Here is a 14,479-nt window from a genome sequence, read left to right on the forward strand (position 1 = left end):
GCAAATGGTGAACTACGGGCTGGTCGGCTGCGGCATGATGGCCCGCGAACATATCATGAATATCAACCTGTTGCCGCATGGGCGGGTTTGCGTGGTCTATGATCCTGTGCCAGAGCTCGCGCAGGCGGCGGCGGTGTTGGCGGGCGGCGCGCATGTCGCGGACAGCCTTGATGCGTTGCTGGCCTTTGCCGATCTGGATGCCGTGGTCATCGTCAGCCCCAATTACCTGCATGTCCCGCAATTGCAGCAGATCGTGGCGACGCGGCCTTTGCCGATCCTGTGTGAAAAGCCGCTGTTCACCAATCCGTCTGATGCGGCGCTGGTGGATGATCTGTTCGCCGCTTACCCGCACCCTGTCTGGGTGGCGATGGAATACCGCTATATGCCGCCCGTTGCCGCGCTGGTCGCGCAGGCCGAGGCGGCCACGGGCGGTGTGCGGATGCTGACGATCCGCGAACACCGCTTTCCGTTCCTGCCCAAGGTCGGCGACTGGAACCGGTTCAACGCCAAGACCGGCGGCACCTTGGTTGAAAAATGCTGTCATTTCTTCGACCTGATGCGCCTGATCATGCAGGACGAACCCGTCCGCGTCATGGCGAGCGCAGGGCAGGCGGTGAACCATATTGACGAACGCTATGACGGGCAGGCGCCGGATATTTGGGACAATGCCTATGTGATCGTCGATTTCGCGCGTGGGTCGCGTGCGATGCTGGAATTGTGCATGTTCGCCGAAGGATCACGCTATCAAGAAGAAATCAGCGCCGTCGGCCCCCTCGGCAAGATCGAGGCGCTTGTGCCGGGGCCTGGCCGGTTCTGGCCGCTGGCGCTGGGGGAGCCTCCCGTGCCGCAGCTGATCATCAGCCCGCGTGACCCCAAAGGCCCGTTCATATCCGAAATTCCGGTCGATCCCACCTTGCTGGAGGCAGGCGATCACAATGGATCGACGTTTTATCAGCACCAGCGGTTCAATGCTGTCGTGCGCGGTGAAGGCGCGGTCGAGGTAACGGTGCAGGACGGGGCAGCGGCTGTCGCCATCGGCATGGCCGCACAGCAAAGCGCGCGAACAGGGCAGGCGGTCAGCCTGCCGCAATCGCCGGTCACGACGGCGCAGGTGGCCGGGCTATAGCGGATTTGAGGGAAAAAACTTTGCTGGCAAGACCAGGTCCTGCCAGCAAATCAGCAGCCACCGATCCGGCGTCCGCAATCCGCAAAACTTAATACAAAATTTACTCATACACGCGGCTTGGTTGTGTTTTACGGCATCCATTTTCAGTCGGTCAATGCCTTTCATGCATGCCTTTCCGGAAACCTTACCTAAAGGACAGGTTTCACCAAAGTGACGTTGTGTCACGGAATAGATTACATGAGTTTCACGCGGTAAAGCGTTAAAATATGGTAAAAATAAGGCGAATTGTGGCGAATCTGTGGCGTGTTTTCAACGGCCTTGCGCCGCCTCAAGACACGCTTGCGCCTGCCCGCCGCCTGCGTGATCCGGCCTTGGCCCATGATCCGTCCTGCGCTTGATCCGGATGCGCCTGTTGTGGAAAAAATACACTCTTAAGGTGTAAACAACACCCCGCCACCGCCCGCCGCCTTGGCCAGCCCTTGACGAAGCTGCAGCGGCCAAAGACAGTCACGCAGGTATGATCAGGGGAGACAGCAGGCATGGCGGGCGCACTCGACGGGATCAGGGTTCTGGACCTGACCCGCATTCTGGCGGGGCCGACCTGCACCCAGTTGCTCGGCGATCTGGGGGCCGAGGTGATCAAGATCGAAAACCCCGCGACAGGGGGCGACGACACGCGCGGATGGGGCCCGCCCAATGTCTGTGACACAAACGGGCAACCGACCGATCTGTCGGCCTATTTCATGGCCGCCAATCGCAACAAGAAATCCGTCAGCATCGACATCAGCACAGAGCTTGGCCAGCAGCAGGTCCGTGCGCTGGCGCGGTCTGCCGATGTCGTTGTCGAAAACTTCAAACCCGGCGGGTTGGCGAAATACGGTCTGGGGCCGGACGATTTGCTGACGCGCCAGCCGGGGCTTATCTATTGTTCGATCTCGGGATTTGGGCAGACCGGCCCGAACCGCGACAAACCGGGCTATGACCTGATGGCCCAAGGCTTTGGCGGTATCATGAGCCTAACCGGTGAACCTGACGGCGCGCCGATGAAGGTCGGCGTCGGTGTCGCCGATGTGATGTGCGGCATGTATGCGACTGTGGGCATTCTGGCCGCCTTGCGCCACAAGGAACACACCGGCGAAGGCCAGCATATCGACATCGCCTTGGTGGACAGCCAATTGGCTTGGTTGATCAACGAAGGCACCAATTACCTTGAATCGGGCGATCTGCCGCAGCGCCGTGGCAACGGGCATCCCAATATTGTCCCCTACCACGTTTTTGCCGTGGCCGATGGCCATGCGATCATCGCGGTCGGCAATGACAGCCAGTTCGCGCGGTTTTGCGATTTTCTGGGCTGTGCGGATATTGTCACCGATGCGCGTTTTGCCACCAATCTGGCGCGCACGCAGAACCGCGATGCCTTGCTTGCAGTGATCGGCCCACGGCTGGCTGCGCGCCCGCTGGCTGCGGTGATCGCAGGGCTGGAGGCGCGCAAGGTGCCCGTCGGCCCCGTCAACACCATTGATCTGGCTCTTGGGTCGGATCAGGCTCAAGCGCGCGACATGGTCGTGGCGATGCCGCGCGCGGATGTACAAAAAGGCCAGGTCCGGCTGTTGGGCAATCCGCTGAAACTGTCGCGCACGCCTGTGACATACCGTTTGCCGCCGCCGCATTGCGGTCAGGACAGCGAAGAGATACTCGCCCAACTGAGCCTTGATGACTGACCAAAGGATAAAACCATGAAAGCCGTCGCCCTGACCCGTTACCTGCCGGTGAGCGATCCGGCCTGTTTTGTCGATGTCGATCTGCCCCAACCCGTGCCAACCGGGCGCGACATTCTGGTCGCGGTCAAGGCGGTGTCGGTCAATCCGGTCGATACCAAGGTGCGCAAATCCAAGGGTGCTGACGTGGTTGAGAACCCGCCGCGCGTGCTGGGCTATGATGCCGCAGGCGTTGTTGCGGCCGTGGGGCCGGATGTGACGCTGTTCGCTGTGGGCGACGAGGTCTATTATTCCGGCGACATCACGCGGTCAGGCTCGAACACGGAATTCCAGCTGGTTGATGAACGTATCGTCGGGCGCAAGCCTGCGACCTTGGGCTTTGCGCAGGCTGCGGCCTTGCCGCTGACGACGATCACCGCTTACGAATCTTTCTTCGACCGGCTGGGCATCGACCGTGACGGGGCGGATGCGGGCCAAAGCATCCTGATCATCGGGGCAGGGGGCGGCGTCGGGTCTATCGGCATCCAGCTGGCCAAGGCGGCAGGGCTGGTCGTGATCGCCACTGCGTCACGGCCTGAAACCGTCGCTTGGGTTACCGCACTGGGGGCTGATCATGTGATCGACCATCACGCCGATATGGTGGCACAGGTCCGCGCGCTGGGGCTGCATCATGTCGATCATATCGCCGTGTTCAACGACATGCGCCATTGGGAGGCTGCGGTCGAACTGATCCGCCCGCAAGGCGGGATCGTGTCCATCGACAACACCGATGTGCCGCTGCCTATGGCCGCGATGAAAACCAAGGCTGCCAGCCTGCATTGGGAATTCATGTTCGCCCGCGCGATGTTCCAGACCCCCGACATGATCGCGCAGCATCATTTGCTGACCTATGTCGCGGATGAAATCGACGCGGGCCGGTTGCGGACTACGCTCGATACCGTCCTGCGCCCGATCAACGCCGAAAACCTGCGCAAGGCCCATGCGATGATCGAAACCGGCACCGCCAAGGGCAAGATCGTGCTGGAACAATCCTGATTGCGCAGTGTTCCATCAAGACCACGTCGCAAGGCTGTGTAAAGACTTGTACCCTAAAACCCTTGTCAGGGTCTTGGGCCGTGCCTAGACATAAATTGATTTTTGACGCCAGAGTTGGACCAAAACCATGCTGAACCGCCGCCATTTTATCGTGACAGGCGCTGCCCTGTTTTCACAGCCGATTGCGGCGCAAACCTTGGCTGCGCCGGCCATCGACACGCTGACACAGGGCGAGATCGCAGCCGATTTGCCGGAATTCGCTGACCTGCCGCCACCGCCGCCGCCAGTATCCCCGCCAGAAATGTGGGCGGGCTGGGACCGGCGCGTCATACCTGCGAATTACGATCCGATGACGTCGAACCCCTGGGGGTTTCACCCGCGTTTCCTGCCAACGCTGGTGCAGGCCAATGACGGCTTGCGCGCCGGTGACATCCACGTCGATGCGGTTGCGCGCTATCTGTATCATGTGCGCGGTGACGGGACGGCGATGCGCTATGGCGTGGCGATCGCGCGGGGCAATCTGTACGAACCCGGCACCTACACGATCCGCCGCAAGGCGAAATGGCCGACATGGCGGCCGACCGATGCGATGATTGAACGTGACCCTGAAACCTATGCCCAGCATGCCAACGGGATGGACGGCGGGCCGGATAACCCCTTGGGGTCGCGGGCGCTCTATCTATTTGATGGCAACCGCGACACCTATCTGCGCATCCATGGCACCCCCAGCCCGCGGTCGATTGGCGGGCGGGCCAGTTCGGGCTGTGTGCGCATGGTGATGGCCCATATCATCGGGCTGTATGAAGAGGTGAACACCGGCGTCAGCGCCATTCTCTATCCCACCGAAAACGACATCACCGCCCGCAGCTAGGCGGCTGCGCCCGTTGCGGCGCAGCCAAAGGGGTCAGGTCGCGGCGGGTGCTGCCGGCGCTGTGGGTTGTTCGGCGCAGATCGCGTTGCCCCGCGCGGTGCGCAACGGCAGCAAGGTGGTCTCGACCGGGCCTGCATGTTCATACCAATAGCAATTGTCGTCTTCCAGAAACACGACCTGGTCGAGGTTCTGTCCCGGTGCCGCAATCGCACGCACGCTTTCGGGCAGGTCGGGCAGAAAGCGTGACCCGTTCGATGCAGTGCCGGTCGTTGCCATTTCGGTGCAGGCTGCCAGTGACATGCCTGCCAACAGCAGCAGTTTTGACCGAATATTCATCTGTATCCTCCAGTTATGCTTGGCCAAAGACCCTTTGGCTGTCGCGTGAGTGGCACCACCTTTGCCAATGCGCAACAGTGGGCGCGCAACATCTTTATTTTTTCTGTCAGGGCGTGGTTTGATCGTCCGTATAGTTTTTGCTTGCTTTTGTGGCAAACTGCACAACAATCAGGCAAATCATGTTCGACATGGCGTGGGCTTGACCAGCATGCGCCACGGCGGCTGGTGTCTTTGTCGGGCGCAAGAAAGTCTGTGTCTGTTAGGATTAAACCATCAACGGGGAAAAAAGATGTTCAATCGTACTTTTTTGGTTGTCGCGCTGACGGGGGCATCTGCCGTTCACGCACAGACTGATCTGCCTTTCACGCTCGACTGGCGTTTCGAAGGGCCGGCCGCGCCCTATTTTGCGGCCATCGATAATGGCAATTTCGCGGCCCTTGACCTGAATGTCACGGTCTCCGCCGGTGACGGGTCGCTTGACGCGATTCCAAAGGTCGCGACAGGTGCATTTCCTGTTGGCATGGCCGATATCAACAGCCTGATCAAGTTTCTGGACCAGAACCCCGGCGCGCCCGTGATCGGCGCGATGATGATCTATGACAAACCCCCTTTCGCGGTGATCGGGCGGCGCTCGCTCGGGATCGACGACACGCCCCAAAGCCTTGAAGGCAAGATTTTGGGCGCGCCGCCACCTGATGGTGCCTGGGCGCAATTCCCGATCTTTGCGGCTGAAAATGGGTTGGACACCGCGGCAATCACCGTGGAACCCGTGGGCTTTCCAACGCGCGAACCGATGCTGGCCGAAGGCAATGTGGCCGCGATCACCGGATTTTCGTTCACATCCTACCTGAACACCGCCCGTCTGGGCGTGCCAGAGGATGATCTGGTCACGCTGCTGATGGCCGATCACGGTGTCGATCTTTATGGCAATGTGATCATCGTGAATACCGATTTCGCCGCCTCCAACGCCGAGGTGGTCGCCAACTTTCTGCAAGGTGTCGCCGAAGGCTGGGCCACCGCCATCGCAGACCCCGAAGCCGTGATCCCGATGCTGATCGAACGTAACCCAGCTGCTGATGCAGCGTTGGAACTGCGCCGCCTGCAATTGTCCATTCAGGACAATGTGGCGACCGATTGGGTCATGGCCAACGGGTTCGGCATCATCGATGACGCACGTATGGCCAATGCGATAGAGCAGATCGCCACGACCTATGCGTTCGTCAACACGCCAGATGCATCCATGTATTTCACCAGCGCCTATCTGCCCGAGGGCGGATTCTCACTGGCCGAATGACCTTGGATAACCTGATTGACATCACGGGGGTGCGGCATGCTTATCGCACCGCCTCTGGCCCTTTGCCGGTCCTGGACGGGCTTGAATTGTCCGTGCCGGAAGGGGGCTTTGTCGCCGTTGTTGGCCCGTCGGGCTGTGGGAAATCCACCCTGACGCGGCTGATCGCGGGCCTTTTGATCCCCGATCAGGGCGAGGTGCGGGTGCATGGCACCCGCATCACCGCCCCGCGGTCGAATGTTGGCATGGCGTTCCAGAATCCCGTGCTGTTGGAATGGCGCACGATCCTGCAAAACGTGCTGCTGCCGCTGGAAATCGTGCCAACCAAGCTGAGCCGCGCGCAGGGCGAAGACCGCGCGCGCAAATTGCTGGCCTTGGTGGGTCTGGAAGGGTTCGAAAACAAGCGCCCGTCCGAACTGTCCGGCGGCATGAAACAGCGCGCGTCGCTGTGCCGTGCGCTGATCCATGCGCCAGAGGTGTTGATCCTGGATGAACCTTTCGGCGCGCTTGATGCCTTTACCCGCGAAGACCTGTGGCAGATCATGCACCGCGTGAAGGCCGAGGAACCCTTTACCGGCGTGCTGATCACCCATGATCTGCGCGAATCCATCTTTCTGGCCGATCAGGTCGTGGTCCTGTCGGGCCGGCCTGCGCGCACGCAATATGTGCTGGATATCCCCGATACCGGCCTGCGCACGCTGGACCATCTTTATACCCCCGAGGCTGCAACCATGCTCAACACCCTGCGCCACCAGATCGAGGTCGCCCAAGGCCGCGTCCCCGCCGAGGCATCGGCATGACCGCGCGGCAGGTCTATGTGCCGGTCGCGGCGCTGCTGATCTTTTTGGCAGCATGGGAAGCTTTGGTCTGGGTCATGGGCTGGCCCACGTTCAAGATGGCCGCGCCCAGCGATCTGCCCCCCGCCTATGCCAAATATTGGGAATTGTTCCTGACGATGGGCTGGCAGACCCTGTGGCGTACGGTGGCGGGGTTGTTGCTGGCGGTCGTGTTCGGCACGGCGCTGGGCATGGTCATGGGCTTTTCACGCACCATGCGCGATGCGCTCTATCCGCTGTTGGTCGGTTTTAACGCGGTGCCAAAGGCGACTGTGGTGCCGATCGTGGCGCTGATGTTCGTGGGCTGGCACGATTTCAACACGGTGCTGATCGCCTTCATGATCAGTTTCTTCCCGATCGCGGTGTCGGTCTCGATCGGGCTGTCCACGCTGGAACCCGAATACCGCGATATCCTGCGGTCCTTGGGTGCATCGCAATCGACGATTTTCTGGAAAATTGCGCTGCCCAAGACGCTGCCCGAATTCTTTGGCGCGTTGAAAGTATCGGTCACACTGGCCTTTATTGGCACCAATTTGATGGAAATCGTGTCGCCGCATGGGCGCGGTCTGGGGGCGCTGTTCGACAGCGGCAAGACCAATTCGGACTATCCGTTGATGTTTGCTGTGCTGATCGCCTTGGCGCTGTTGGGGATCTTGCTGTATTATATCGTGGTCGCGCTGGAAAAAACCTTTGCAGGATGGGCGGATCGCAGCAACATCTAGCGCAAGGGTCTATTTGTCGTTGCGCGACCGGCCTTTTGCATAAAGATGCCTGTTCAGCTTGATAAAATCGCGGATCAGCCGCCCCAATACGCCGGCTGACCGCCCTTTGAGATAGGCATAGCCCGCCAGCGCGCTCATCACCGCGCCGATGGCATCGGTGATGAGGTCAATCATCGTGTCATCGACGCTTTTCTGCATGCTCATGCCAAATAATTGGTCCATCCCATATTCGAAAATCTCCCAGACCGCACCGATGCTTAGCGCAAAGGTAAAGGACAAAAAGGCGATGGCACCGGGCGGCGCGGCGAACCTGTCACCGGCGAACAGCATATAGATGAACAAAAAGCCGATCATCCCCAGCGCCACTGCGGACGACCCATGCAGCGCCATATCCCACCACCAGATCCGGTAATAGATGTCGAAAACCTCGCCAAAGATCAGCGAGGCGATGATAAAAGCAACCGTGGCGACCAGAAACGGCAGCGGCAGCGCGATATTGTACCGCGACGCCAGCAGGATCGGCGCCATCGACAGGAAAAATGCCAGCGTCGACATCGCCGCCAGCGGCCACCAGCCTTGCGATGCGGCCCAGACCGCGGCCAGCGCCAGCGCGACCCAGATCGGGGCCATCAGCCGCATGCGTGTGTTGTTATGCTCTGACGCTTGGGTCATTTTGCTGTCTCTTTCATCCGCGCAGGGCGTGCCTATATCATGGGTATGTTACCCGTCACTCACAAGTCACGCCCCTTGCGGCTGGCATCTTATAACATCCGCAAGGCCAAAGGCGTTGATGGGCGCTATGATCCGGGCCGGATCGTAGATATTCTGGCGGGCCTCGACGCCGATGTCATCGCCTTGCAAGAGGCGGATTTCAGATGGCGCGGCAGGCCCGGGGCCTTGTCGCCCGATATGATCAGGCAACACACGGATTACGATCTGGTTCCGGTCACCACGCAGGGCGACAGTCTGGGCTGGCACGGCAATGCGGTGCTGGTCCGGCGCGGCAGTCTTGTGACGGATGTCAAACGCCTGATCCTGCCGGGGTTGGAACCGCGCGGGGCCTTGCGCATCGACATGGATGCAGGTGGGCCGTTCAGCGTGATCGCCACCCATCTGGGCCTGACCCGGTTTCATCGCCAGCGCCAGCTGGCCGCGATCAGCGCCGCGGTCGCCCCTGACGGGCGGCCCACGGCGGTTTTGGGGGATTTCAACGAATGGTCGGCCACGCGCGGGTTGGACCCGTTGCGCGCCGACTTTACCGTCCATGCGCCGGGCAAATCGTTTCATGCCGCCATGCCGATGGCCGCATTGGACCGGATCGCGCTGGGCCGTGGCCTGACGCTGACCGATGGTGGCGTCGTGCAGACACGGCAAAGCCTGCGTGCCTCGGACCATCTGCCGATCTGGGGTGATGTGCTGATCACCCGCGCCTCCTGATTGACGCAGGTCAAGGGCAGGGCGCGCGATACATGGCATCATCGCGCATCCCAACCGCCAAGGAGGACCCGCGATGACCAAAGACACCAACAAAGACGGATTTGCGCCCGACGTGCTGGACACGCTGGCAGCCGTGGCACCTGCCGCAACCTGGATGCACCCCGCATGGATCGCGATCATGACACAGGTCAGCACCGCGCTTGCGACCTTCGTCACGGCCCGTTTCAAAGAAGATCTTGACTTGCAGCAGGCCCTGTTGCGTTGCAAATCGCTGGCCGAGGCCCAGCATGTGCAGGCCGCGTTCATCCAAAAAGCGATTGACCAGTATCAGGCCGAAACCGGCAAGCTGATCACGATCACCGGCAAAATGGCGGCAGAACAGCACCCCGTCGCTGACTGACCTGCCAAGGACCAGCGCCGGACGCCAAGACCCGGCGCTGCCCGCTCAATGCGACAGCAGGACGGCGTGATCTGTCTGGCTGATCACGATCTGCGTGGTGCCACCCAGAATACGCTGGCGCGCGCGCGAATGGACATAGGCGCCCATCACGATCAGGTCGGCGCCGATTTCACCCGCGCGGGCCAGGATGCAGCTGCCGGTATCCTGCCCCGCGCTGGGCGATTGTTGCAAGGTGACGGTGCAGCCATGCCGCGTCAGCCAAGTGGCGACATCGCTGCCGGGGTTCTGGCCTTCTGGTCCATGTGGATTTGGATCAACGACAAGGATGGTGACCTGTGCGGCCTGCCGCAGGATCGGCAAGGCGCGGTGCAATGCGCGCAGCGCAGGCAGGCTGCCGTCCCACGCCAGCATCGGGTGCTTGGCTTGCAGCACCCGATCGACCCCCGCCGCGTTCAGCGCGACAGCAACCGGCGTTTTGAACAGCACCCCTTCCAGGGTTTGTTGGAATGTTAGGCTTGCATCTGCCAGCGCCGGATCGATCAGCACGACATCGCACAGCGCCGCGCGGGCCGCGATCTGGTCATCCAACACCGAGGCTTCGCCATAGGCAGAGGTGACATCACCGGCGACACCCGCCGTCTGCAACAGTTTTTCGATCACATCGGCGCGATCAGCGACGTCGCTGCCGCCGGCCTGATAGGTTTCGTGCCAGTTTTCTGGAAAGATGATCGGGCCGTAAGGCGCCGACCCATAGGCCCACATCGGCAGGGACGGGGCGGCACCGACCACCAGCACCGACAGATGCACGCCATCTGCGGGCAGGCTGGTGATATAATGGCGGATGCGGTCGTCGGAACAGGTGGCATCGACGACGATCAGGGCTGTCAAACGGTCCATGGTGATTTCCTTTATGTTGCAGCGCGCGACACTATCGCACGTTCTTTATGCATCGCAGATCGGCGGGGATGCTGCCTTGACGCAAATCAACCAGCAGTGCAGCCCGCGCTTGCCCAGCTCGTGGCGATATGCGACCCAAGGGCAGTGCCGCCCGCCCCGTGATCCGAGGAAAACATGTCCGCCACCCGATTGCAAACCGCACCGGATATGTCCGGCCAAGTCCGCTTTGACAGCGACGGCGAGCGGCTGTCGGTGCAGGGGCGGCTGACAATCGACAGCTTTGAGCATCTGGACCGCGACCTGATCGCGCAGCAGGCATCACGGGCCGAGGTGGTCGATATCGCGCAGCTGTCGCATATGGATACGGCTGGTGCGTGGTTCTTGCTGGATCTCGCAGGCCGGACATCTGCCGGTGCGGCGTCGGTGATCACCGGGGCCAGTGATGCGCAGACCCTGCTGATCGAAGCCGTGCGCACCAACCTGCCACCGAAAGCTGCAGGCGCAAAGCCGGCGGTGCGGCTGGTGGACCATTTTGAAACGCTAGGGCGCCGTGTTGCGCTGGCGGGCAGTCACGCACTGGAGATGCTGTCGTTTCTTGGCCAGGTCATCGCCGCCATGGCGCGGGTAATCCGGCATCCGCGCGCATTGCGGCTGACCTCTGTCGTGCATCATTGCCAGCAGGTCGGCCTGCAGGCTGTGCCGATTGTGGCGCTGATGGCGTTTTTGATCGGGGTCGTGCTGGCGTTCCAGGGTTCTGCGCAATTGCGCCAGTTCGGGGCCGAGGTGTTCGTGGTAGACCTGATCGCCATTTCGATCCTGCGCGAATTGGGCATCCTGCTGACCGCGATCATTGTGGCGGGGCGGTCGGGGTCGGCCTTTACCGCCGCCATCGGGTCAATGAAAATGCGCGAGGAAATCGACGCCATGCGCACGCTCGGGCTTGATCCGGTCGCGATTCTGGTTGTGCCGCGCGTTTTGGCGCTGGTGCTGATGTTGCCCGCGCTGGGGCTGATCGCCAATGTATCGGGGCTGTTTGGTGGCGCGTTGATGTCATGGATCGAACTTGACGTGTCGCCCGCGGTGTTTCAGGCACGCTTGGTCAGCAATACCGATGTCTGGCACTTCAATGTCGGCATGATCAAGGCGCCGGTCTTTGCGCTCATCATCGGGATCATCGGCTGTTACCAAGGCATGAAGGTGGGCGGCGACGCCGAAAGCCTGGGGCGGCAGACATCTGCATCAGTGGTCATGGCGATTTTCATGGTGATCGTGGCGGATGCGCTGTTTTCGATCTTTTTCGCGATTGTGGGGGTGTGATGCCAAGCGATCCCAACATCGATCCGATCATCCGTGTGCGGGGGCTGGTGACGCGCTTTGGCACGACCGTGGTGCATGACGGGCTGGACCTTGATGTCAAACGCGGCGAGATTATCGGCGTCGTGGGCGGGTCGGGGACCGGCAAATCGGTGCTGTTGCGGTCCATCGTCGGGCTTCTCAAACCCGCCGAAGGCCAGATCGAGGTGTTCGGCCAGAATGTGCGCGACACCGATGCCGATGATTACCGCGCGCTGCGGCGGCGCTGGGGTGTCATGTTTCAGGATGGCGCGCTGTTTTCATCGCTGAGCGTGCGCCAGAACGTCGAAGCGCCGATGCGCGAACAACTGGACCTTGATGACGATCTGCGCGCCTTGCTGGCGGGCATCAAGGTGCGGATGGTCGGGCTACCCAACAAGGCGCAGGACAATTACCCGTCTGAATTGTCAGGGGGGATGCGCAAAAGGGCGGGTTTTGCCCGCGCCATCGCACTTGATCCCGAAATTGTGTTTCTGGATGAACCGACGGCGGGGCTTGACCCGATTGGCGCCGCGGCTTTCGATACCTTGATCAAGCAATTGCAGCTATCACTGGGGCTGACGGTGTTTCTGGTGACCCATGATCTGGACAGTCTGCACGCGATCTGCGACCGGATCGCGGTGCTGGCCGATAAAAAAGTGCTTGCCGTCGGCACGATGCAAGAGATGCTGGCCCTTGATCATCCTTGGGTGCATGAATATTTCCACGGCCCGCGCGCAAGGGCCGCCACCCCGGTGGCCAAGCCGAAAGAGACTGAGTGATGGAAACCCGTGCCAATTTCATCCTGATCGGGATTTTCACGCTGGCGGCCATGCTTGGCACGTTGGGGTTTTTTATCTGGCTCGCCTCGGTCCAGCTGGACCGGCAATACGTGACGTATGGCATCTTGCTTGATGATGTCAGCGGGCTGGATGCTGCGGGTGCGGTCACCTATAACGGGATCGCGGTCGGGTCTGTGATCGGGTTGCGCATCTTCGAGGATGATCCGTCCAAGGTTTTCACAATCATTCAGGTTGACGCAGCCACGCCGGTCAGCACCGCCACGATCGCGCAGCTGCAATCGCAGGGGGTGACAGGGGTCGCCTTTATTTCGCTTTCGGCGACCGATGGCGTGGCTGCGCCGATCGACACATTCGCAGGCGGGCTGCCGATCATCGATTCCAAACGGTCCACGGTGCAGGCGCTGGTCGAGGATGCGCCGAACCTTCTGGCCGAGGCGCGGCTTTTGTTGCAGCAGGTGCAGGGCTTTGCGGGTGCAGAAAATCAGGCGCTGGTCGCGGATATCCTGCGCAACCTGTCGCGCACCACGGGCCGGCTGGATCAGGCGCTCAGCGATTTTTCCGAAATTAGCGGCACGGTCCGGGATGCGACCGCGCAGATCACCCAGTTCACCGAACGGCTGGACACAATCGGCGAGGCGGTGGAAATCACCTTGCGCAGCACCGACAGCGCGCTGGTTGCCGTGCAACAGGCGTTTGTATCCGCCGATGTGGTGCTGAACACGACCGGCCCGATGCTGGACCGTGCGGATGGGGCATTTACGCTGGCGGAAAACTTGCTGCGTGAGCAGATCCCGATGATCCTTGCGCAGGTGTCCGAGACTGTGCTGCAAACGAATGCGGCGGTGCAGGATATTCAGACCCGCACGGGCCGGACGTTGGACGGGTTTGGGGAAACCGCGGCGCTGCTGAACGCGCGCTTGGTCGAGCTGGAAACAACGCTGGCCGATGCGACGATTGCTTTTGACGCCGTCACAACTGCGTCCGAAAGCCTGGAGGTGCTGGTCGAAGGCGACGGTGCCGCCTTGATCGCCGAAGTGCGCGCCGCCGTGGCCACCGTGGAAACCGTGGTCAATACCGACCTGCCGTTGATCGTGGCCGATGTGCGCCGCGCGGTGCAGACAGCCTCTGTCGCGGTCGAGGATGTGGCCGCCGATGTGACAGGTTTCACCGGGCGGCTGACGCCCTTGGCCGATGATGGCCAGGCTGCATTGACCGCCGCCACCGATCTGATCGCGCAGGCGCAGACATCCCTTGCGGCGCTGAATACCACGCTGGGGGTGGTGGACGGCGCGCTGGGGTCGGCGCAGACAACCTTTGATACCGCCAATGACGTGTTGCAGACCGACCTTGGGCCGGTTCTGTCCGATCTGCGCGTCTCCGCCGAACGGATCAGCACCGCGGTCGAGGATGTGACCGCCGACGTGCCGGCCATCGCTGCCGATCTGCGCGCGTTGATCGCGCGGGCCGATCAAGTGATGGTGCAGGTGCAGGATGCCGTCGCCCAAGCGGCGCCGGGGATCAGCGATTTCTCGACTGGCGGCTTGACCGAACTCAGCCGCCTTGCCACCGAGGCGCGCGGGCTTGTTGCAACGCTGAATACGCTGACGCGGCGGATCGGAAACGATCCTGCGGGCTTCATCCTCGACAACCGCGTTCCCGAATACCGGAGATGACA

General features: G+C 61.4%; 15 protein-coding genes. 12 read left to right on the forward strand and 3 right to left on the reverse strand.

The features are described 5' to 3' along the window. Positions 1–4 precede the first annotated feature (4 nt). From ACPF9B_RS03670 to ACPF9B_RS03685, 4 genes are all read left to right on the forward strand, one after another. Complete coding sequence (locus ACPF9B_RS03670; protein ID WP_424180344.1) at positions 5–1,126, forward strand: Gfo/Idh/MocA family protein; 1,122 nt, start codon at positions 5–7, stop codon at positions 1,124–1,126. Positions 1,127–1,665: 539 nt separating this feature from the next. Further along, positions 1,666–2,847: a CaiB/BaiF CoA transferase family protein gene (locus tag ACPF9B_RS03675; RefSeq protein ID WP_424179302.1), complete on the forward strand. Its 1,182-nt coding sequence runs from the start codon at positions 1,666–1,668 to the stop codon at positions 2,845–2,847. A 15-nt stretch (positions 2,848–2,862) separates the two neighbouring features. Further along, positions 2,863–3,879, forward strand: a complete 1,017-nt coding sequence (locus tag ACPF9B_RS03680; RefSeq protein ID WP_424179303.1) for a zinc-binding alcohol dehydrogenase family protein — start codon at positions 2,863–2,865, stop codon at positions 3,877–3,879. Positions 3,880–4,006: 127 nt separating this feature from the next. Further along, positions 4,007–4,750, forward strand: coding sequence for a L,D-transpeptidase (locus ACPF9B_RS03685; protein ID WP_007205325.1), 744 nt, complete (start codon positions 4,007–4,009; stop codon positions 4,748–4,750). Positions 4,751–4,783: 33 nt separating this feature from the next. Here the strand turns inward: ACPF9B_RS03685 and ACPF9B_RS03690 are convergent, their stop codons facing one another. After that, positions 4,784–5,086 (reverse strand): hypothetical protein, encoded by a 303-nt coding sequence (locus tag ACPF9B_RS03690; RefSeq protein WP_007205324.1) that lies wholly within the window; start codon positions 5,084–5,086, stop codon positions 4,784–4,786. A gap of 289 nt (positions 5,087–5,375) precedes the next feature. Here ACPF9B_RS03690 and ACPF9B_RS03695 point away from each other — a divergent pair, with 289 nt between their 5' ends. The 3 genes from ACPF9B_RS03695 to ACPF9B_RS03705 are packed head-to-tail and all read left to right on the forward strand — an operon-like array spanning position 5,376 to position 7,935. Further along, the gene (locus tag ACPF9B_RS03695) at positions 5,376–6,380 is read left to right on the forward strand and encodes an ABC transporter substrate-binding protein (RefSeq protein ID WP_007205322.1); all 1,005 of its coding nucleotides are present in this window, start codon (positions 5,376–5,378) and stop codon (positions 6,378–6,380) included. Beyond that, positions 6,377–7,177, forward strand: coding sequence for an ABC transporter ATP-binding protein (locus ACPF9B_RS03700; RefSeq protein ID WP_007205321.1), 801 nt, complete (start codon positions 6,377–6,379; stop codon positions 7,175–7,177). Before ACPF9B_RS03695 ends, ACPF9B_RS03700 begins: the two co-directional genes overlap by 4 nt. After that, complete coding sequence (locus ACPF9B_RS03705) at positions 7,174–7,935, forward strand: ABC transporter permease (protein ID WP_007205320.1); 762 nt, start codon at positions 7,174–7,176, stop codon at positions 7,933–7,935. The genes ACPF9B_RS03700 and ACPF9B_RS03705 overlap by 4 nt, the downstream gene beginning before the upstream one ends. A 9-nt stretch (positions 7,936–7,944) precedes the next feature. On the opposite strand, the gene ACPF9B_RS03710 is transcribed toward ACPF9B_RS03705, so the two are convergent. Beyond that, positions 7,945–8,607: a hypothetical protein gene (locus ACPF9B_RS03710; RefSeq protein WP_424179307.1), complete on the reverse strand. Its 663-nt coding sequence runs from the start codon at positions 8,605–8,607 to the stop codon at positions 7,945–7,947. A gap of 39 nt (positions 8,608–8,646) precedes the next feature. Here ACPF9B_RS03710 and ACPF9B_RS03715 point away from each other — a divergent pair, with 39 nt between their 5' ends. Further along, on the forward strand, positions 8,647–9,372 hold the full coding sequence (locus tag ACPF9B_RS03715; protein ID WP_347360059.1) for an endonuclease/exonuclease/phosphatase family protein: 726 nt from the start codon (positions 8,647–8,649) through the stop codon (positions 9,370–9,372). A gap of 73 nt (positions 9,373–9,445) precedes the next feature. Further along, positions 9,446–9,772, forward strand: coding sequence for a phasin family protein (locus ACPF9B_RS03720; protein WP_424179309.1), 327 nt, complete (start codon positions 9,446–9,448; stop codon positions 9,770–9,772). A gap of 45 nt (positions 9,773–9,817) precedes the next feature. Here the strand turns inward: ACPF9B_RS03720 and ACPF9B_RS03725 are convergent, their stop codons facing one another. Continuing rightward, positions 9,818–10,669: a universal stress protein gene (locus tag ACPF9B_RS03725; RefSeq protein ID WP_424179311.1), complete on the reverse strand. Its 852-nt coding sequence runs from the start codon at positions 10,667–10,669 to the stop codon at positions 9,818–9,820. 174 nt (positions 10,670–10,843) lie between these two features. Between ACPF9B_RS03725 and ACPF9B_RS03730 the strand changes: the two genes are divergently transcribed. The 3 genes from ACPF9B_RS03730 to ACPF9B_RS03740 are packed head-to-tail and all read left to right on the forward strand — an operon-like array spanning position 10,844 to position 14,477. Next, entirely contained in the window at positions 10,844–11,986 is a 1,143-nt protein-coding gene (locus ACPF9B_RS03730) for an ABC transporter permease (RefSeq protein ID WP_424179313.1), read from the forward strand. Continuing rightward, the gene (locus ACPF9B_RS03735; RefSeq protein ID WP_007205314.1) at positions 11,986–12,783 is read left to right on the forward strand and encodes an ABC transporter ATP-binding protein; all 798 of its coding nucleotides are present in this window, start codon (positions 11,986–11,988) and stop codon (positions 12,781–12,783) included. The genes ACPF9B_RS03730 and ACPF9B_RS03735 overlap by 1 nt, the downstream gene beginning before the upstream one ends. Continuing rightward, a complete protein-coding gene (locus ACPF9B_RS03740; protein WP_007205313.1) occupies positions 12,783–14,477 on the forward strand; it encodes an MlaD family protein in 1,695 nt (564 codons plus the stop codon). Before ACPF9B_RS03735 ends, ACPF9B_RS03740 begins: the two co-directional genes overlap by 1 nt. Positions 14,478–14,479: the final 2 nt, after the last annotated feature.

The sequence above is a fragment of the Yoonia sp. TsM2_T14_4 genome, from assembly GCF_049602355.1.
In the GTDB taxonomy this organism is placed as follows: domain Bacteria; phylum Pseudomonadota; class Alphaproteobacteria; order Rhodobacterales; family Rhodobacteraceae; genus Yoonia; species Yoonia vestfoldensis_A.